The sequence below is a fragment of the Flavobacterium sp. AJR genome (genome assembly GCF_002156885.1).
In the GTDB taxonomy this organism is placed as follows: Bacteria; Bacteroidota; Bacteroidia; order Flavobacteriales; family Flavobacteriaceae; genus Flavobacterium.
The window spans coordinates 14,017-33,348 of record NZ_NCWQ01000071.1; the positions used below are offsets into that span (position 1 = coordinate 14,017).

General features: G+C 31.8%; 20 protein-coding genes and 1 tRNA gene. 6 read left to right on the forward strand and 15 right to left on the reverse strand.

Annotated elements, in window-relative coordinates:
- The first annotated feature begins 108 nt into the window (after window positions 1-108).
- Window positions 109-1,335: a 3-deoxy-D-manno-octulosonic acid transferase gene (locus B8T70_RS17550; RefSeq protein WP_086895670.1), complete on the forward strand. Its 1,227-nt coding sequence runs from the start codon at window positions 109-111 to the stop codon at window positions 1,333-1,335.
- A 370-nt stretch (window positions 1,336-1,705) separates the two neighbouring features.
- Window positions 1,706-1,933, forward strand: a complete 228-nt coding sequence (locus B8T70_RS17555; protein ID WP_035617948.1) for a hypothetical protein — start codon at window positions 1,706-1,708, stop codon at window positions 1,931-1,933.
- Between the two features lie 220 nt (window positions 1,934-2,153).
- Here the strand turns inward: B8T70_RS17555 and B8T70_RS17560 are convergent, their stop codons facing one another.
- Window positions 2,154-2,528, reverse strand: coding sequence for a hypothetical protein (locus B8T70_RS17560; RefSeq protein ID WP_039118511.1), 375 nt, complete (start codon window positions 2,526-2,528; stop codon window positions 2,154-2,156).
- Window positions 2,529-2,701: 173 nt separating this feature from the next.
- A tRNA-Leu gene (locus B8T70_RS17565) sits at window positions 2,702-2,787 on the reverse strand.
- Window positions 2,788-2,847: 60 nt separating this feature from the next.
- On the opposite strand from B8T70_RS17565, the gene B8T70_RS17570 reads away from it, so the two are divergent.
- Window positions 2,848-3,225 (forward strand): membrane lipoprotein lipid attachment site-containing protein, encoded by a 378-nt coding sequence (locus B8T70_RS17570; RefSeq protein WP_086895671.1) that lies wholly within the window; start codon window positions 2,848-2,850, stop codon window positions 3,223-3,225.
- A 634-nt stretch (window positions 3,226-3,859) separates the two neighbouring features.
- Window positions 3,860-4,231 carry a hypothetical protein gene (locus B8T70_RS17575; protein ID WP_123912125.1) on the forward strand — a complete coding sequence of 124 codons (372 nt, stop codon included), beginning with the start codon at window positions 3,860-3,862 and terminating at the stop codon, window positions 4,229-4,231.
- A 72-nt stretch (window positions 4,232-4,303) separates the two neighbouring features.
- Here the strand turns inward: B8T70_RS17575 and B8T70_RS17580 are convergent, their stop codons facing one another.
- From B8T70_RS17580 to B8T70_RS17595, 4 genes are all read right to left on the reverse strand, one after another.
- The gene (locus B8T70_RS17580; protein ID WP_086895673.1) at window positions 4,304-5,320 is read right to left on the reverse strand and encodes a type I restriction enzyme HsdR N-terminal domain-containing protein; all 1,017 of its coding nucleotides are present in this window, start codon (window positions 5,318-5,320) and stop codon (window positions 4,304-4,306) included.
- A 115-nt stretch (window positions 5,321-5,435) separates the two neighbouring features.
- Entirely contained in the window at window positions 5,436-6,395 is a 960-nt protein-coding gene (locus B8T70_RS17585; protein ID WP_369827408.1) for a lipid A deacylase LpxR family protein, read from the reverse strand.
- Complete coding sequence (mtgA, locus tag B8T70_RS17590) at window positions 6,370-7,167, reverse strand: monofunctional biosynthetic peptidoglycan transglycosylase (RefSeq protein WP_086895674.1); 798 nt, start codon at window positions 7,165-7,167, stop codon at window positions 6,370-6,372. Before mtgA ends, B8T70_RS17585 begins: the two co-directional genes overlap by 26 nt.
- Window positions 7,167-8,279 carry an FAD-binding oxidoreductase gene (locus tag B8T70_RS17595; RefSeq protein WP_086895675.1) on the reverse strand — a complete coding sequence of 371 codons (1,113 nt, stop codon included), beginning with the start codon at window positions 8,277-8,279 and terminating at the stop codon, window positions 7,167-7,169. The genes mtgA and B8T70_RS17595 overlap by 1 nt, the downstream gene beginning before the upstream one ends.
- Window positions 8,280-8,591: 312 nt before the next feature.
- Here B8T70_RS17595 and B8T70_RS17600 point away from each other — a divergent pair, with 312 nt between their 5' ends.
- Together B8T70_RS17600 and B8T70_RS17605 are read left to right on the forward strand one after the other, a co-directional pair.
- A complete protein-coding gene (locus tag B8T70_RS17600; protein WP_086895676.1) occupies window positions 8,592-10,493 on the forward strand; it encodes a S9 family peptidase in 1,902 nt (633 codons plus the stop codon).
- Window positions 10,494-10,540: 47 nt separating this feature from the next.
- Entirely contained in the window at window positions 10,541-12,991 is a 2,451-nt protein-coding gene (locus B8T70_RS17605; RefSeq protein ID WP_086895677.1) for an ATP-binding protein, read from the forward strand.
- On the opposite strand, the gene B8T70_RS17610 is transcribed toward B8T70_RS17605, so the two are convergent.
- The 9 genes from B8T70_RS17610 to rpmF all read right to left on the reverse strand — a co-directional run bounded on the left by B8T70_RS17610 (window position 12,988) and on the right by rpmF (window position 19,332).
- The gene (locus B8T70_RS17610) at window positions 12,988-14,319 is read right to left on the reverse strand and encodes a sigma-54 dependent transcriptional regulator (RefSeq protein WP_086895678.1); all 1,332 of its coding nucleotides are present in this window, start codon (window positions 14,317-14,319) and stop codon (window positions 12,988-12,990) included. The two genes, B8T70_RS17605 and B8T70_RS17610, sit on opposite strands and share 4 nt — an antisense overlap.
- A gap of 123 nt (window positions 14,320-14,442) precedes the next feature.
- On the reverse strand, window positions 14,443-14,739 hold the full coding sequence (locus B8T70_RS17615; RefSeq protein ID WP_039115472.1) for a hypothetical protein: 297 nt from the start codon (window positions 14,737-14,739) through the stop codon (window positions 14,443-14,445).
- Window positions 14,740-14,772: 33 nt separating this feature from the next.
- A complete protein-coding gene (locus tag B8T70_RS17620) occupies window positions 14,773-15,069 on the reverse strand; it encodes a hypothetical protein (RefSeq protein WP_039115474.1) in 297 nt (98 codons plus the stop codon).
- Window positions 15,070-15,117: 48 nt separating this feature from the next.
- Window positions 15,118-15,414 carry a hypothetical protein gene (locus tag B8T70_RS17625; protein ID WP_086895679.1) on the reverse strand — a complete coding sequence of 99 codons (297 nt, stop codon included), beginning with the start codon at window positions 15,412-15,414 and terminating at the stop codon, window positions 15,118-15,120.
- A 56-nt stretch (window positions 15,415-15,470) separates the two neighbouring features.
- Window positions 15,471-15,767, reverse strand: a complete 297-nt coding sequence (locus B8T70_RS17630; RefSeq protein WP_086895680.1) for a hypothetical protein — start codon at window positions 15,765-15,767, stop codon at window positions 15,471-15,473.
- Window positions 15,768-16,028: 261 nt separating this feature from the next.
- The gene (accC, locus tag B8T70_RS17635; RefSeq protein ID WP_039113095.1) at window positions 16,029-17,375 is read right to left on the reverse strand and encodes an acetyl-CoA carboxylase biotin carboxylase subunit; all 1,347 of its coding nucleotides are present in this window, start codon (window positions 17,373-17,375) and stop codon (window positions 16,029-16,031) included.
- An 89-nt stretch (window positions 17,376-17,464) separates the two neighbouring features.
- Window positions 17,465-17,944 (reverse strand): acetyl-CoA carboxylase biotin carboxyl carrier protein, encoded by a 480-nt coding sequence (accB, locus tag B8T70_RS17640; protein WP_035617503.1) that lies wholly within the window; start codon window positions 17,942-17,944, stop codon window positions 17,465-17,467.
- Between the two features lie 22 nt (window positions 17,945-17,966).
- Complete coding sequence (locus tag B8T70_RS17645; protein ID WP_039113096.1) at window positions 17,967-18,965, reverse strand: beta-ketoacyl-ACP synthase III; 999 nt, start codon at window positions 18,963-18,965, stop codon at window positions 17,967-17,969.
- A gap of 172 nt (window positions 18,966-19,137) precedes the next feature.
- Entirely contained in the window at window positions 19,138-19,332 is a 195-nt protein-coding gene (gene rpmF, locus B8T70_RS17650; RefSeq protein ID WP_007137315.1) for a 50S ribosomal protein L32, read from the reverse strand.

The following is a 19,332-nucleotide window of genomic DNA, read 5'->3' on the forward strand; positions in this document are numbered from 1 at the left end:
ACCTTCAAAATAATACTTCCGAAAACGAGCAACAAAAATAGTTATTTAATGAGTTTAAACCAATGAAAATAATTGAAAGAAACGTATTTTAGCCCCAAATATTTAACTATGCTTTTTCTATACAATCTAATCGTTTTTGTTGTAGCCTTTTTATTAAAAATAGTAGCCCTTTTTAGTCCAAAAATTAGACTTTTTGTAAACGGAAGAAAAGATGTTTTTACTATCCTTAAAGAAAAGATAAAACCCTCAGACAAAACGATTTGGTTTCACGCTGCTTCACTAGGCGAATACGAGCAAGGATTACCCGTTATTGAAAAAGTAAAAGAAAAATACCCTTCTCATAAAATCATTGTTACTTTCTTTTCTCCTTCAGGTTATGAAGTCAGAAAGAATAATACTGTTGCTGATGTAACGCTTTATTTGCCATTGGACACTAAATATAATGCTAAGCAATTTCTAAAACTTGCTCACCCAGAAATGGTATTCTTTATCAAATATGAGTTCTGGCTAAACTACCTTAATGAACTAAAGAAAAACAATATCCCTACTTATTTAGTTTCGGGAATTTTTAGAGACAATCAGATATTCTTTAAATGGTATGGTGGTTTTTATAAAAAAGCGCTTGATGCCTTTACTTATTTTTTTGTTCAAAACGAAAGCTCCAAAAACAAAATTGAATCTATCGGATATAAGAACGTAATTATTTCGGGTGATACCCGATTTGATCGTGTTGTTGCTATTTTGGAACGTGATAATACTTTAGATTTTATTGCTGAGTTTAAAAACAACACAACTACTATTGTTATTGGTAGTTCATGGCCTAAAGACGAAGTTTTACTAACAAAATACATCAATACTACCCAAGAGCGTGTAAAATTTATTATCGCTCCACATAATATCAAACCAGAACAAATTACTGCGCTACAACAATCTATTACTAAGAAGACAATTCTGTTTTCTGAAAAAGAAGGCAAGAACCTAGCAGATTATGATGTATTTATAATTGATACTGTCGGAATACTAACCAAGATATATAGCTACGCAACGATTGCTTATGTAGGCGGTGGTTTCGGAAATCCTGGCGTTCATAATATTCTCGAGCCTGCAACTTTTGGCCTTCCTATTATAATTGGACCAAATTATTCCCATTTTGCCGAAGCCACAGAACTTGTACAATTAGGAGGCTGCATATCTATTACTACTACGGAAGAACTGAAAAAAGAATTCAACAACCTTATTACAGATAAAAACCACTTTAACGAGAAAGGATTAATTTGCAAGTCTTACGTTCAAAACAAGAAGGGAGCTACCGATAAAATTATGAGTACTATTTAATCTCTCTCCCTAAATTATCATAAAACATGTTATTCAAATCATAATTTTTCGACTGTTTCCAGATAAAATAAATTAGAATTTCAAATTTTCACAACCAATATCAATCCATTTCTACAGAGATTAATCCAATAAAAAATAAAAAAGTACCGTATTTACTAGTCTTGCCGAGTACCTTTTACTAAAAAACACCCCTTTAAACATTAATTCATTACCTCTAAAAGCTTTTTAACGTTTTTGGCACGTTAATTGATAATAAGATAAACGTAGGCAACGAAGAATATTTTAAAAAAAAAATAAAAAAATATTTTACATATTAAAAAATTTATATCTTTGCCACGAATTAATAATTAACCTTTTATAATAAAGTAAGATGAAAAAAGTATTTTTAAGTTTAGCTGTTGTTGCTGTTTTAACTGTTGTATCTTGTAAAAAAGCTGACGCTGCTCCTGCTGACGACGCTGCTGCTGTAGTTGATTCTGCTGCTGTTGTTGTTGATTCTGCTGCTGCTGTAGTTGATTCTGCTGCTGTTGTAGTTGATTCTGCTGCTGCTACTGCTACTGATGCTGCTAAAACTGCAACTGAAGCTGCAAAAAAATAATTAGAACCTAGATTCTAAAATTTTTAAAACCATCCTTGAGATGGTTTTTTTTGTGCTTATAATTTTTGAAATTCTAATATTTCAAAATTGCTTCGCCTGTTCACTATCATTTGAGTCCAAATTCAAGCAATAGAATTTAAAAAGCAAAAAAAAATCCCAAATCCCAACCTTTTACAGTATTGGAATTTGGGATTTCTTTTTATTAGAATTTATCGCTTTCCTAATCTTCCATCTCCTCCTCAACAACTTCATCTTCAAAAATAGATTCACTTGATGAAAAATCCAAAGTTTCAGACCTCGCAGCATAAGTTACTATTTCCTTAACTCCTTTCTGCAAAAGCAATTCTGTAGTGTATTTTCGACTTGTAGCAAAATGAACCTCACCCAACATCAATTTAAAAAAATACTTACCACCAGAACCTTTAAATTTCAAAAACCTAGCCTGATCAATATTTGCCTTAAACTTCTCAATATCCTCTTCACCCTCAAACTTCAACTCGTAACTCAAACTTGTAAATATCACTTTGCCTTTTCTCGAAGTAAACACAAATTTATACTCATCATTAAACCTCTTACTTATCACGAAAGCACCCATTTATATTTTAAATTTTTAGATTGTTGATTACAAAACCCCAGACTTCTAGATTACTGATTTCAAAACCAACGAAGATTTATTCAAAGCTCATAATCAAGTATTATTAAGTTTACTTTTAAGATTACAAACTTTTGTAAAATAAAAAAACCCCTTCAAAAAGAAGAGGTTTTTAGTACTCAGAGCGGGACTTGAACCCGCACGAACATTGCTGTTCACTGGATTTTAAGTCCAGCGTGTCTACCAATTTCACCATCCGAGCAATATAACAAAACATAGCCTCTTGTTATATTTCCATTATTTAATCTTTTAATTATTATACATGAAAAAAATTATTCTATTATTTAGTTTAATGCTTATTATTACTTCTTGCTCATCTAACGATGAAGATACTTATGGCATTTTTAATCCCCCTAACTGGATTCAAGGAACTTGGAAAGAGGAAACTTCTGGAGCAATATTAACTTTTACATCACGTGATATAAAATATACCACAATAGGTGATTCTTTTTCTTTTAGCAAACAAACAACCAAGTTCTCTAATACATTACCACAAGAAATTTCTTCTAGCCCAAATTTATATGTATCTGATTTTTCTCAAGGCAAAGAAGGTTCCATAATCCGATTTAACTTTGTAAAAACATCCGATACAAAAATGGAATCAAAAGGACATCTGCCTGGAAATTACATAAAACAATAAGCATCTAGAAATTCTTGCTCAAATAAAAGTGAGTTCAAAACCGTAAATTATTTTCAAATTAAATGATTTACGGTTTTTTTTGTCCACTAGTACAAATTCACAAACAACTCCTTGTGATTTTTATTGCAAAAACGCGATTTTCTTACAGTAAGTTGTATTTTTTAAGTAAAAAGATAAAAATAATTCTTTAACACTGTAACAATTAGTTTCTATAGTAGTCTTATGACATATAGTATTACAAAACACAAACTACTCAATATAAATCGTCTGAGTATTGATATAAAAATTTATTTGTTTTTTTATGATATAACATTTTTAAATATTTCTGAATTAGTACGTAGAAATTAAATACAAATTAAAAATGTTCCAGAAAAGACAGATATAAAGCCGTAATCGCTCTTATGTGATTGCGGCTTATTTTTTTTTAAGAAGCAGAAAGTTTCATTTATAAAAGACCTATTTCCCGCTGTACACTATATCTTTTTATCCGCAAAAAGACGGATAAAAAGGATGCCGTTTCCATCAGGGCTAGATTAGAGGTTTTAGATTTTACAAGAACCTTTTTTTGATATTGATGGTGCATACAAATTGCAAATCTGGACTTTCTAATTTAACTTTACTTAAAAATAGTTGTATGAAAATTCATTTCTGGCTTTATAGTTCTAATCTCGAAGTGTCATTTAATTTTTATCAAAAAGTTTTTGATTTCAAAACCGAAGTCTTTACAAATAAAGCAAAAACCTTCTTTGCACCGATTAACAGTCATGTCGAATTAAAAATAAGCACCTTACAAAAACCTATTAATGAAGGAAATATAGAAATAAATGAAGCATCGGTAGACCAATTATACGACACACTTATAAAAAACCAACTCCCTCAAAGCAATGAATCTGATATCGAAAAATTACCTGCAGGTACATTTTCAGGTCCGTGGGATTTTCCTGGTGGAAAAGTGCTTTTCCTAAAAGATCCAGATAATCATTTTATTGTTTTTATGGAATGGTAAATAAACAATATGATTTATTTAATCCGCTGTACGAAGTCTCCTGACTTCGTACTCACTCTAATTTATTTTTATTTATTCTATCAAAGAAAGTGTTCTATTAGTTAATTCATTTTTATATTTCAAAACATCATCAATGCTCGTTAGCAGATACTCATTATTTTCAATAAGAATCTTCATCTTTGAATCATTAAAAACTAACTTACAAATCACTTTTTTGACATTATCATCAATACTAATATTAAAGAAGCTTTTAAAATCTCTATAAAAAATTCTTTCATTTGGAATTTTTTTATTTTGAATAAGTAATGTTCTTATTGTATGATATGCTTGAATTTCAGATTCGGTTGTAATAATTCCACCAGTATTGGAGTTTGATTCTGCAATGACTTTTTTATCATAAAGAGATTTTAATAAAGATGAATTAATCATACTTATCATTTTACCTTGAGTATCGTCATTGAATTTAGTTTTAAAATTCATATTTCTATGAATAATTTTCAATAAATCCTTTGAAGGAGCAATCAATTCTTTTAATAGACTATTTTCAAAATCTTCGACAAAAACTGCTTCTTGTGCTGTTTTAATAATCTCATTAATAACAACATACCTCTTATCAAACTTAATTAGCGTCTCTAAATCTCTATCTGAATAATTAGATAAGTTAAAAACAAAAAAAGGCTTATTATCAATTACATTTGGCTGCAAAACATCTGAATAAAATCTATATTCGATTCCATTTGTCAATACCGCAATTCTTGAATTTTTAGTATTATTAAAATACCCGTTTAGCTGACCCGCTTCTTTATCACTTAATCTACTATTATACTTTTTTGCCTCTACTAAAATTGTATCTTTCTTATTTAGCAAAATAGCATAATCAATTTTTTGACTTATGCGTTCACCAAAATCAGCATTGTATTCTGGTATTAAATCATTCGAAACAAAGTTTAACATTTCGAAAAATGGTTCAATTAAAAATTTACGTGTTTGAGCTTCATTAGTACACAATTCAATTGCATCGCTAATTTTAAAATTCTCAAGAGTTTTTTTTAATTGATTAATAGATTGTTTAGGTATGTTTGTAGTCATTTATAGGTTATTTTCTTAGTTAGATTTTTCAAAACAAAGTCTAATCTAATCAAAATAAATCAATTCCTAATTTTTTTAAAAAGATAAACTCAAAATATCATTAAGAAAATAAGTCCTACTTCAACAAATACCCAAATCGAATAGAACCAAAGAAATAACCTGTATTAGTATTATAAGGGTCCCCCTTTAATTCTTTGCCACGGTAAATAAAAGAATAAGACATATTAAAATTATTGTGGCGGTATTTTAAACCAAACTCAGCATTAAAACGAAGCGGTTCTAAATCAAAAGTTATTGGGCTATTATTGTTAAACATACTACCCTGAATCGTAGCATCATAAAATTGATAATTAACGCTTGGCATGGCGTAAAAGTAAAACTCTCTAATATTGAATTGTGGTTCGAAACTTACTGAAGCATCATGCAAATTAGAGTCATAAATTGGGAGTAATCTCTTAAAGCCTATTCGGGTTAATAATCCCGTAGAAACTCCTGTAAAAATGGTTCCTAGGTTCGCTTCAGATTGAAAATGAAGGTCAATAAAATCATTGTGTTTCGTTGGGAATAATTTCTTAGAATACATAACATGCGCCTGCACGGCAAAAGCATTACTAAGCTGATTTTCCCAACCATATACATTTTTGTAGCCTATTAAATGATGGAAACTTTCCTGGGTTTCTTTTCCTAAAGCATTTGGGCCCATAAAACCTAATTGAAAATCTGTCTTTAAAACCGATTCGCTTTGATAAAAAAAACTTCGGCCTGCTTCGACAAAAAGATATCCTGTAAAAGGACGGTCATTTTTATCAACAGCCGATTGATTAATAAATCTTGGATTATAGATATATTGTCCAAGACGAAATTCTGTAATTTTCTTGTTTATCTTTTCGTTCTCATTCTTTGATAAAAAACGATAGAAAAGCTCTAATCCATTTGTATAATACATGTCATTTTTAGACGATGTATATAAATCATTATCGGTAATCAATCCAATCTCACTGGTTCTACTTTGGGCAAAAACAAAAGTGGTTGCTAAAATAAACAGAATACTAAGTCCCTTTTTTGGTACCATCATAATTAATTTTACCAACGCTACGCATTACTTTAACAATCTTATTTTTTCTTTTATTAATATAACTAGATGACCCAGTTGCTTTAAATTTTCGTGGATTTGGCAAGATAGCTGCAATTCCAGCAGCTTGTATAGGTGTAAGACTCTTTGCGCTCTTACGGTACCAATGTTGCGCTGCAGCCTCAGCTCCATAAACACCATCGCCCATTTCGATACTATTAAGATATACCTCCATAATACGTTCTTTTCCCCAAACCAACTCGATTAAAACTGTAAAATAAGCTTCTAGTCCTTTACGGAAATAGCTTTTCCCTTGCCATAAAAATACATTTTTGGCAGTTTGTTGCGATATCGTACTTCCTCCTCTTATTCTTCTGCCGCGTTCGTTACTTTTATATGCTTTTTGCAATGCCTTAAAGTCAAAACCATTGTGTGTTAAGAAAGTTCCATCTTCACTTGCAATAACAGCTTTTTGCAAGTTCATCGATAAATTTTCTATTGGTTCCCAATCGTGACTAAAATAATTCTCTTTACCAGCCAACTTATTTTCAATACCACGAATTACCATTAAAGGCGTAAAAGGCACAGGAACATATTTAAAGAAAACTACAAAAAATATTGAAACCCCAAAGAACCATAAAAGTAGCTTAAAAAAGAAACGAGCAATTTTGCTCCCAAACGAGCGATTTTTCTTTTTCGCTGCTGGTTTTGCTTTACTTGGTGTTGTTTTTTTTGGTGCCGGTTTTTTTGGTGCCGGTTTTTTGGTTACTGCCATTATATTAAATCTGCTAATTCTGTTCCTATTAAACTTCCTATTGCTACTCCCATTCCTCCTAATCGAACGCCGCAATATACATTTTCGGATAATTGAGTTACAATAGGATTTTTACTATTTCCTACTCCCATTATCCCGCTCCATCTATGAGCGATATCTGTTTTTTGATTTGGTAAAATTACATTTTTCAACAAATCTTCCAATTTATTTTGTATTATTTCTGTGTTCCCAAATTCAGTGGTAGTTTCTGTCTCAAAATCCAGGTTTCGTCCTCCTCCCAATAAAATCCTATTACCCACATTCCTAAAATAATAATACCCTCTATCTAAGTGAAATGTGCCTTTAATTTCTAAATCAGGAATTGGTTCAGTAATTAAAACCTGTGCTCTGGCAGGTTTAACTCCACCGTTTGTAAGTGTATTAGCAAATCCGTTGGTAGCAAAAAGAATTTTATTTGTAGTAAAAGTAAAATCCTTCAAGGTTATTTCGACATTATTTCCAGTATCCAAATAGGAAGTTACTGTTTGTTGATTCAAGATTAAAATATCAGCTTCAATTGCTTCTTTTAGCAATGCCTGCATCATATTACCAGTATCAATTTGTCCTTCAAAAGGATTAAAAACCAAATACTCATGAATACCTTTAAACTCAAAACGATCTATTTCTTTAGCAAAAACATCTGTTTTAAAAAGTGGCCTGAGAATTTCATTTACAAAGGATAATTTGCTTGAACATTCGTCATATCCATTTTCATCTTCCTTTAAGAATAATTCATATCCTCCATAAGGTTTAAAATCGATTGCATAATCTCCTAAACGTTTACGTAATAGTTGTAACCCTCTCCAGCGTTTTTCGATAAGCTGGATTACATCTTCTTCGGTATGTGTTTTTAAATCTTCAATTATTTCCGAAAGACTCCCAAAGCAAGCAAAACCAGCATTCTTGGTACTGGCTCCTTGTGGTAACATTCCTTTCTCGAGAATCAAAATTTTGGCTTTCGGAAATTTTTCGCGTAAGCGCAATCCTGCATGCAAACCTACAATTCCACTACCTACAATGGTGAAATCTACATTTGTAAACCAATTTTTAAGTTCCCAATAGCTTAATTCCATTTCGATATTTTTTATAAAAATAATGTTTTCTGAGCACTTACGATACAAGTTAAATTTATTTTCAAGCCACAGATTAAAGCGACTATTAAACATTTAAAAATATTTTTCACCATTAAGAAATTAAGTTTCATTAAGTAGCAAAGCTTAATTTCTCTTAATTTCTTAATGGTATTATTAAAATGAAAATCTTTATGGTCACTTTAATCTGTAGTTAACTTTATAATTTATTTAAGACTATCGGAGACGCACTATAGCCAGCTTGATGGAATTAATTTTGTACTTTTAAAACCTTAAAATTTTTAGATTAAATTTATGAAAAAAGTACTATTTACAACCTTAGTAATGATGAGTTTAAGCACCATGGCACAGAATGTAATGTCACCAGAATTATTGTGGAAATTAGGAAGAGTTACAGCACTTGGACTTTCAAAAGATGGAAAAAACGTTGTTTACAAGGTTACAACACCATCTATTGCCGAAAATAATTCGACATCTAAATATTATACTTTACCTGTAAATGGTGGAAATGCAACCGAAATTTCGGACACAAAAACCATTTTGGCAGATAAAAACATTTCGCCAGACGGGAAATTTTTAGTGTATAATGAAGAAGTGAAAATCGATAAAGTTTTAGGGAAAGATTTTTACCCTAATCTGGATAAATCTGATGCTCAAATATACAATGGTCTGGATTACCGTCATTGGGATACTTGGAATGAAGGTAAATTTAATCATGTTTTTTACAAAGAAAACAAAGATGGAGCTGTTGGAATTGATATTTTAAAAGGAGAAACTTTTGATAGTCCGCAAAAACCTTTTGGTGGAGACGAAGATTATATCTGGTCGCCTGATGGTAAAAGTATCTTGTATGTAAGCAAGAAAAAAGCAGGAACTCAATATGCTATTTCTACCAATACTGATATTTACGAGTACAATCTTGAAACTGGTAAAACAACAAATAGAACCGAAGGAAATTTAGGTTACGATATGGCACCACAATTTTCGCCAACCGGAAACCTAACTTGGTTACAAATGAAGCGTGATGGTTATGAGGCTGATAAAAACGACATTATTGTTGATTTTAAAGGTATGAAAATGAACCTAACCGCTAATTGGGACGGAACTGTTGATAGCTTTACGTGGAGCAAAGACGGTAAAAAAGTATTTTTTACAGCTCCAATAGATGGTACAAAACAATTATTTGAAGTAAACTTTCCTGGATTAACTAAAATTGCTATAAAAGTACTTCAAATTACAAATGGTAATTATGATGTAAATGATATCGTTGGTTTTGTAGGTGATAATATCATTGTAACAAGATCGGATATGAATCATGCAAACGAGATTTTTTCTTTCAATTTAAAGAAAAACACTTGGGAACAATTATCAAATGTAAATACAGCTACTTACAGTACTTTAACTTTAAGCAAAACTGAAAGACGCTATGTTACTACAACTGATGGTAAAAAAATGTTGGTTTGGGTAATCTTACCTCCAAATTTTGATGCATCAAAAAAATACCCAACTCTTTTATATTGCCAAGGCGGACCTCAATCTGCTTTAACACAATCATATTCTTTCCGTTGGAATTTTTCATTAATGGCTGCCAAAGGTTATGTTGTTGTTGCTCCTAACCGCCGCGGAATGCCAGGTCATGGTGTAGAATGGAACGAACAAATTAGTAAAGATTGGGGCGGACAGGTTATGGACGATTACTTATCGGCTATTGATGATGTTGCCAAAGAAAACTATGTAGACAAAACTCGTTTAGGTTGCGTAGGTGCAAGTTATGGTGGTTATTCTGTTTTCTATCTAGCAGGAATCCACAACAACCGTTTCAAAACTTTTATCGCTCATGATGGTGTTTTCAACACGCAAAGTATGTTTGGAACTACTGAAGAAGTTTTCTTTAACAACTGGGATTTTGGTGGTGCATACTGGGAAAAAGACAACGCAATTGCTCAAAAAACATACACTACTTTTAACCCAATTAACCATGTTGATAAATGGAACCAACCAATCTTGATTATTCAGGGTGGAAAAGATTTCCGTGTACCAATTGGACAATCTCAAGAAGCATTTCAAGCTGCTCAATTGCGCGGTATAAAAAGTAGATTATTGTATTTCCCTGAAGAAAATCACTGGGTTTTAAAACCTCAAAATGCTCAAGTTTGGCAAAGTGAATTCTTTAAATGGCTAAACGAGACCCTATAATTAAAATTTAAAAACACATCCCATACTAATTATTTCAACCATACAATATGGAAAGTAAGAAGAGTTACATTCCGCTTAAAGTTTTTATAAGTTACATCGCATTAGCTTCGCTTGTAATTAGTGTGGGGTGGGTTTTATATTCAGAAAATGTTATTTATTCGAAAATAGAAAGCAAAATTGCTTTTGAAAAGACTAAAATTTTAAAGGTTAGTCAGCTTTTTTCGAATGTATATAAAACCGAAAGTCTTGCCCGAAAGACAATTCAGTCTAATTCGGAATCAGACTTTGAACATTACATTAGAGAATCGGATTCTTTACGAATTCGAATTGATTCTTTAAAAAAAATTGTTACTACGCAATCACAAATTGTTCTACTAGATAGCGTAAATTATTTATTGGCTGAAAAGACCAAAAATATTCGTCAATTAAAAACCATCAAAAGCAAGGCTAATGATGAAGTTACGGTAAACAATGCCATTGACGAATTAACAAAACTAGAATTTTCATTACGTAAATTACAACTTGAGGATTTTACCAAAAACCCAGGACAACTGGGGAGTTATCAGCGTAATGTACTGCAAAAATATGTTGATTATCTCAACCAAAATATCCCAGATGACAGTACAAATACGTTAAGTAAAAAAGCATCTGATTCGATTTTATCTACATCCAAAAAATTATTAAGTTCTGTAAAAAGAGAAACTGAAAAGAAAAAAGAATCTCTAAATTATCAGGAGAATAAACTACTTAAAAATGAGATTTTAATATCCGAACAACTCCGAAAAGTATTGCGAATTATTGAACGAGAAATCATAATTAACTCGATAAAATACAATACGGATAAAGAAAAATCATTAAAAAAAATTAATCAAATTGTAACTGGAGCAGCCGTTGTTGGTTTATTGCTTACAGTCTTTTTCTCTATACTTATCGCCAGTGATTATTCTAAAACACAGCTGTATAAGAAGCAATTAGAAATTGCCAATTTTAAGACCAAAAACCTCCTAAAAAGTCGTGAGCAACTTATCTCTACGGTAAGTCACGATTTAAAAACCCCTTTGAGTACAATTGTAGGTTATACTGAGCTTTTGGGCAATTCTGACTTAAACACGAAGCAATCGTATTTTATTAAAAATATCAAAAATTCATCTGAGTACATTTCGCAATTAGTACAGGATTTGCTAGATTTTTCTCAAATCGAAGCTGGGAAAATTGCAATTGAGAAAAAACCTTTCTCACTTCCTGAAATTATAACTGATGTTGCTAAAAACATCCAATCTGTTTACAAGCAAAAAGATATAGAACTTATAATTAAAACCGATGAGAGATTAAACCAAAGAGTAATTGGAGATTCGTTTCGATTAAAACAAATCTTAAGCAATATCATCGGGAATGCTTATAAATTTACCGAAGAAGGATTTATAAAAATCGATGCTACAATTAATCATAATGGAGAATTTGTTTTTATTAAAATAGAAGATTCAGGTATCGGGATTGAGAAAAAAAACCAAAATCTTGTGTTTGAAGAATTTGCTCAGGCAAATGAAGGCATTGAAAAAAAATATGGTGGTACTGGTCTGGGACTTGCTATATCTAAAAAAATAGCAACTCTTTTGGGTGGTGATTTACATCTAAAAAGCGTTTTTGGAAAAGGAAGTACTTTTGAAATTCAACTTCCTTTAGTATTCGACACTAACACAGAAATAGAACTAGAAGAAACAAATAAAGAGCCTCACATCACACCTATTATCACGGCCAAAACCGCAATTGTAATAGATGATGATAGTAATTTATTAGGTTTAACTTCTGAGGTTTTAAAACAGCATAAATACACGGTTCTGGCTTTTGGCAATGCCAATGAAGCGCTAAAAACGATTGAGAACACTGCTTTTGATTTTATTTTAACCGATATTCAAATGCCAGAAATTGATGGATTTCAGTTTTTAGAAAAGCTGAAAGAAACCAACAATTCTCAATATAAAAACCAACCTATAATTGCTTTAACAGGAAGAGACGATTTAGATCTGAAAGTTTATACTGATGCAGGATTTACAACTGTTGTAAAAAAACCATACTCGCCTAAAGTATTACTACAAACAATACTTTCACTCTTTGATGATTCAACCGAAATCAATCAGGAAGATGATGAAAGCAATAATGCTAATTTAGAAAAAGGATTCTCTCTTGACTCTTTAAAATCATTTTTAACCAATGATAAAGAAGCACTGCGAGAGGTAATTAAAACTTTCATAAAAACAACAAAAGACAACTTAGTCATTTTAGAAAAAAGTATTACTGAGAAAGATAGCATGGAAATAAGTGCTATTGCACATAGAATTGCTCCAATGTTTAAACAAATTCAAGCTTCGGAAATCAGCAAAATTTTAGATAATCTAGAGCAAAAGAAATACCCTGATACCGATTTAGAAACAATTTACAATACATTAAAAACGAAGATTAGTTCGCTGCTTTTAATTTTGGAAAAAGAAATAGCCTAATCTATATCGTATTGTTTTAGCTTATTGTATAATGTTTTTCGGGTAATCTTAAGCATTTTTGCAGCTTCAGATTTATTGTTTTTCGCTTTTGCTAAAGCATGAATAATAGCCTCTTTTTCATTTTCAGATAATGAGAAATCATTTGGAACTTGTTTCTGAACCTGAAAAAATTCAACTGGCAATACAGTACTTTCTATAAAATCTCCTTGTGATAAAAGCGTTGCTCTCTTTACACAATTTTGAAGTTCTCTTAAGTTTCCTGGCCACCTATATTTCTGAAAAATAGTAATTACTTCATCCGAAAAACCAATAATGTTTTTGTTCAATTGATCATTTGCTTTTTCAAGAAAGAAATCTGCAAAAAGCATTAAATCTTCTTCTCTATCAATCAATGAAGGTGAATGTATAGAGAACTCATTAATTCGGTGGTATAAATCTTCACGGAAATCTCCCTTTTTTACAGCTTCTCGCAAATCTTCGTTGGTCGCAGTTACAATACGTATATCAACATCGATTTCTTTATTACTACCTACAGGTTTTATCTTTCGTTCTTGTAAGGCTCTTAAAAGTTGAATTTGATTTTCATACGAAAGATTCCCTATTTCGTCCAGAAATATTGTTCCTCCATTTGCCGCTTCAAAATAACCTATTTTATCAGTTACTGCTCCTGTAAAAGAACCTTTTAAATGCCCAAAAAACTCACTTGCAGCCAATTCTTTTGGTATTGCACCACAATCTACCGCAATAAAGTTATTGCCTTTCCTAGGGCTCTGTTCATGAATACTCTTGGCAATTATTTCTTTTCCGGTACCGCTTTCGCCAATAATTAAAACCGACATATTAGTTGGACTTACCAACTCGATATGTTCTGCTAATTTTTTAGAAGCTTTAGAAATTCCTTTTACAAATTCAAATTCACTAGATTTTTTTTGAACTTTAGCTTTTTGTTCTTTTTCTGGAACTTGAGGTGAAGTTTGTAAAGCATTTGCAATTACAAGTAAAACTTCTTCTGGATTAAATGGTTTCGAAATATAATCTGAAGCTCCATTTTTTATTGCTTTTACAGCAGTATTTACATCTGAATATCCTGTCATTAAAATAACTGGAATTTCGGGATACATTTTTTTAAATTCAGACATTAACCCAATTCCATCTGAATCTGGAAGTCTTAAATCGGTAATAATAAGGTCAAAAGATTCTTCTTTAATTATATTTCGTGCTTCGGCTGCAGAAAAAGCAGTCACAACCGTGTATAACTTTTTTGTCAGGAATTTATCTAACAATTTACAAAACGAAATATCATCTTCTATTAATAAAATCTTTGGCATTAGTGTTTGGGCTTTTCATGCTAAAATAAGACTAAAATAATTGTATTCTCATAAAATTTTGCAAAAAAAAAGAGATTGCAGATGCAATCTCTTTTTAAAAAAACCTAAACTAATCTACCTAAATTATATTTTTATCCAATTGCCATTGACATCTGAATAGACAGTAGCCTTTTGGTCACCAACTGAAATTTCTAATTTATATTCTTTCTTTTCATTCACATATGCCTTATCAAGTTTCGCATCCGGATAAGCCTTTTGTAAAGCTGTTTTTACCGGTACCGGTACTACATCTACGCTAACTTCTGTGTAACCATCTTGCACTGTTACAACTTTAGCAACTGGCTCTGTAGTTGTTATAGTTGCTGCGTAAATTGACAAACTCCCAAAAACAACTGCTGCGGATAAGATTAACTTTTTCATAATGATATATGTTTTAATTTATTTGGCTTATAATTACTTCTTAATCAAATTTCCTGATGCATCAGAGAAAATAGTATACTTTTTATCACCATGAGCGATTTCTAGTTTATACACATTTTTCTCATTTTTGTATGCTTTTTCAAGTTTTGCTCCTGGAAAAGATTTTTCCAGGGTAGCTTTTACCTCTGCAGGAAGTGCATCTGCTCCAATTTCTGTGTATTCGTCTTGAATACTAATTACTTTTACTGTTGGTTCTGTACTCGCTACAGTTGCAGCATTAACTGACAAACCACCTAATACGATTGCTGCTGATAAGATTAACTTTTTCATAATAATAGATTTTAATGTTTTTAATTTATTTTAAACCACTAAGTTAGATTATTTTTTAATCCAGTTTCCAGTAGCGTCTGCAAAAAGATTTCCTACTTTATCACCTACAGTAACATCTAGTTTGTATTCTTTGTTTGCATTTACATATGCTTTAGTAAGTACTGCATCTGGATATGCTTTTTTCAAAGCTGCAGTAATAGCCGCTGGCAATTCTTCGATTTTTACTTCTGTGTATTCTTCTTGAACTGATGTAGTTTTAACATCTAAAACTGAAGTTGGTAAAGTTGTTGCAAATGAAGATAAACTTCCTAATACGATTGCGGCTGATAAGATTAACTTTTTCATAATGATATATTTTTAATGTTTTTATTCTATTTTGGGTTTATAGTTTCTAGATTAAATTATTTTTTAATCCAATTTCCTGTAGCATCAGCAAACAGATTTCCTACTTTGTCTCCTACAGTAACATCTAGTTTGTACTCTTTGTTTGCATTTACATATGCTTTATTAAGTACTGCATCTGGATATGCTTTTTTCAAGGCTGCAGTAATAGCTGCTGGTAATTCTTCGATTTTTACTTCTGTGTATTCTTCTTGAACTGATGTAGTTTTAACATCTATAACTGAAGTTGGTAAAGTTGTTGCAAATGAAGATAAACTTCCTAATACGATTGCGGCTGATAAGATTAACTTTTTCATAATAATAGATTTTAAATTATTTGTATTGTTTTTACACTTCAGATAAAGAAATTATTATGCCGCAAAATTCAACGAACCACAAAACAAGTCAATTAACTAATTATCAGGTATTTAAATAAAACACATTATATTCTACCCAGTTACAAAGTGTGTAAACTGGATAAAAAGTGTGTAAAAAGTATACACAGATTCATTAGAAAAGAGCAGAAACAAAAAAAGCCTCACATTGCTGTGAGGCTTTTAGAATAATATAGTAATGTTTTATTCTGGATCTTTCATTTTAAATGTATCCATAAAAGCAGTTGTATAATCTCCTGCGATATAACGTGGGTCATCCATTAATTGTCTATGGAAAGGAATTGTAGTTTTTACTCCTTCGATTACAAATTCATCCAAAGCTCTTCTCATCTTGCTAATTGCTTCTTCCCGAGATTGTGCAGTAGTAATTAATTTAGCAATCATAGAATCATAGTTTGGCGGAATGCTATATCCTGAGTACACGTGAGTATCTAAACGTACACCGTGACCTCCTGGCATATGAAGCGTAGTAATTTTTCCTGGTGAAGGGCGAAAATCATTATAAGGATCTTCAGCATTAATACGACATTCTATAGCGTGTAATTGTGGCAAGTAATTTTTTCCAGAGATTGGAATTCCAGCTGCCACCATAATTTGCTCACGGATCAAGTCATAATCAATAACTTGTTCTGTAATCGGGTGCTCAACCTGAATACGCGTATTCATCTCCATGAAATAGAAATTTCTGTGTTTATCTACCAAGAATTCTACTGTTCCAGCTCCTTCATACTTAATAAATTCAGCAGCTTTTACAGCAGCTTCACCCATTTTTTCACGCAATTCATCTGTCATGAATGGCGAAGGAGTTTCTTCAGTTAATTTTTGGTGACGACGTTGTACAGAACAATCTCTTTCAGAAAGGTGACATGCTTTACCGTAAGCATCACCAACAATCTGAATTTCGATATGACGTGGTTCCTCGATTAATTTTTCAAGGTACATTCCGTCATTACCAAAAGCAGCTAGTGATTCTTGACGAGCACTATCCCAAGCTTTTTGAAGTTCTTCAGCTTTCCAAACAGCTCTCATACCTTTTCCACCACCACCGGCAGTAGCTTTAAGCATTACTGGATAACCAAATTCTTCAGCTAATTTTTGTGTTTGTTCGAATGATTCTAATAAACCATCTGAACCTGGTACACAAGGAACTCCTGCTTCTTTCATTGTAGCTTTAGCAGAAGCTTTATCCCCCATTCTGTCAATCATTTCAGGAGCAGCACCAATAAATTTGATACCATGTTCCTGACATATTTTAGAAAACTTTGAATTCTCAGAAAGAAATCCGTATCCCGGATGTATTGCATCTGCATTAGTAATTTCGGCAGCAGCAATAATATTTGACATTTTCAAATACGATAAGTTACTCGGAGGTGGACCTATACAAACCGCTTCATCTGCAAATTTAACATGCAAACTTTCAGCATCGGCTGTAGAATAAACTGCAACAGTTTTAATCCCCATTTCCTTACATGTACGAATTACACGAAGTGCAATTTCCCCTCTATTCGCAATTAATATTTTTTTAAACATCTTTTTAAAATTAGATAATTAGATAATTAGATAGTTTGATCATTAGATTATAGAAAATTTCTAAAACCCAAAATCTAAAATCTAAATTTTTATGATGGATCTACTAAAAACAATGGTTGATCAAACTCAACTGGAGACATATCGTCTACTAAAATCTTAACAATTTTACCAGAAACTTCAGATTCAATTTCATTGAATAATTTCATTGCTTCAATAACGCAAAGAACATCTCCTTTTGCAATTGTTGAACCTACCTCTGCGAAAGCTGGTTTGTCTGGTGAAGGTTTTCTATAAAAAGTTCCAATAATTGGAGATTTTATAGTGATAAATTTAGAATTTTCAGCTGCTGCTGGAGCTTCTGTATTTGTTACTACTGGAATAGCCTGTGGTACTACAGCTTGTGGTAACGTTGCTTGAGTAGGCAATTGTTGAACATACGTGGTTTCTGTTACATTACCCTCTAAAGTTGTTCTAATGGTGATTTTAACATCGTCCATCTCCAACTTTACTTCAGCAACTCCCGAATTTGCTACAAATTTGATTAGGTTTTGAATTTCTTTTAAATCCATAATATTCGTTTTTAGTTTAAATTTATTTTTTATCGTAAGCCCATTTTAGGTAAATAGATCCCCAAGTGAATCCACCTCCAAAAGCGGCAAAAATAATGTTATCTCCTTTTTTGAATAAATGCTCAAAATCGCTAAGTACCAATGGTAATGTAGCCGAAGTTGTATTTCCGTATCTTTCGATGTTCATTAATACTTTTGAGTCTTCTAAATTCATTCTGTGTGCAGTAGCATCTATAATACGCTTATTTGCCTGATGTGGAACTAACCAATTTACGTCTTGATTTGTTAAGTTATTTCTCTTAAGAATCAATTCGCTTGAATCAGCCATATTGGTAACAGCGTATTTAAATACTGTTTTCCCATCTTGAATAATATTATGTCTATTATTTTGAACTGTTTCTAAAGTAGTTGGGATTAAAGATCCTCCTGCTGGTATTTTTAAGAAATCACGGCCTACTCCATCACTACGCAAGTATTCGTCTTGCAAGCCTAAACCTTCGTAATTTGGTTCAAATAATACTGCTCCTGCTCCATCTCCAAAAATAATACAAGTTGATCTGTCTGTATAATCTACTATCGAAGACATTTTATCTGCTCCTATTAGTAATACTTTTTTATATCTTCCTGATTGAATGTATGCTGCAGCTGTAGACATTCCGTAAAGGAAACTAGAACAAGCTGCTTGTAAATCGTATGCGAATGCATTTGTTGCGCCTATTTCTGTAGCAACATAAACTCCTGTAGAAGCTACTGGCATATCTGCTGTAGCGGTTGCCATTATTATCATATCAATCTCCAGAGGATCAATATTAGCTTTGGCTATTAAATCTTGTGCTGCTTTTATGGCAAGGAATGAGGTTCCTTTATCAGTATCTTTAAGAATTCTTCTTTCTTTTATTCCGGTGCGGGTAGTAATCCATTCATCGTTGGTATCTACCATAGTTTCTAAGACTTTGTTTGAAAGTACAAAGTCTGGAACATAAGCTCCAACAGCGGTTATTGCGGCTGTGATTGTATTCATTATATTCAATTATTTCCTTCCAAATACTGGTATTTGAAAAATTTTTAAAAGACTTGAAAATTACAAAAAAAATTCTAAACGTAATGTCTTAATTTTCTTAAATAAAGAAAATTATTACTAACAAAAAAAACTCTCACATAGTGAGAGTTCTAATATCATTTACAAAAATGTATTAAGCAACAGCTACAGATTTATCTATAACAACTTGCCCTCTGTAGTACATTTTCCCTTCATGCCAGTAAGCTCTGTGGTATAAATGTGCTTCTCCAGTAATAGGACATGTAGCGATTTGAGCTACAGTAGCTTTATAATGTGTTCTTCTCTTATCTCTTCTTGTTTTCGAGATTTTTCTCTTAGGATGTGCCAT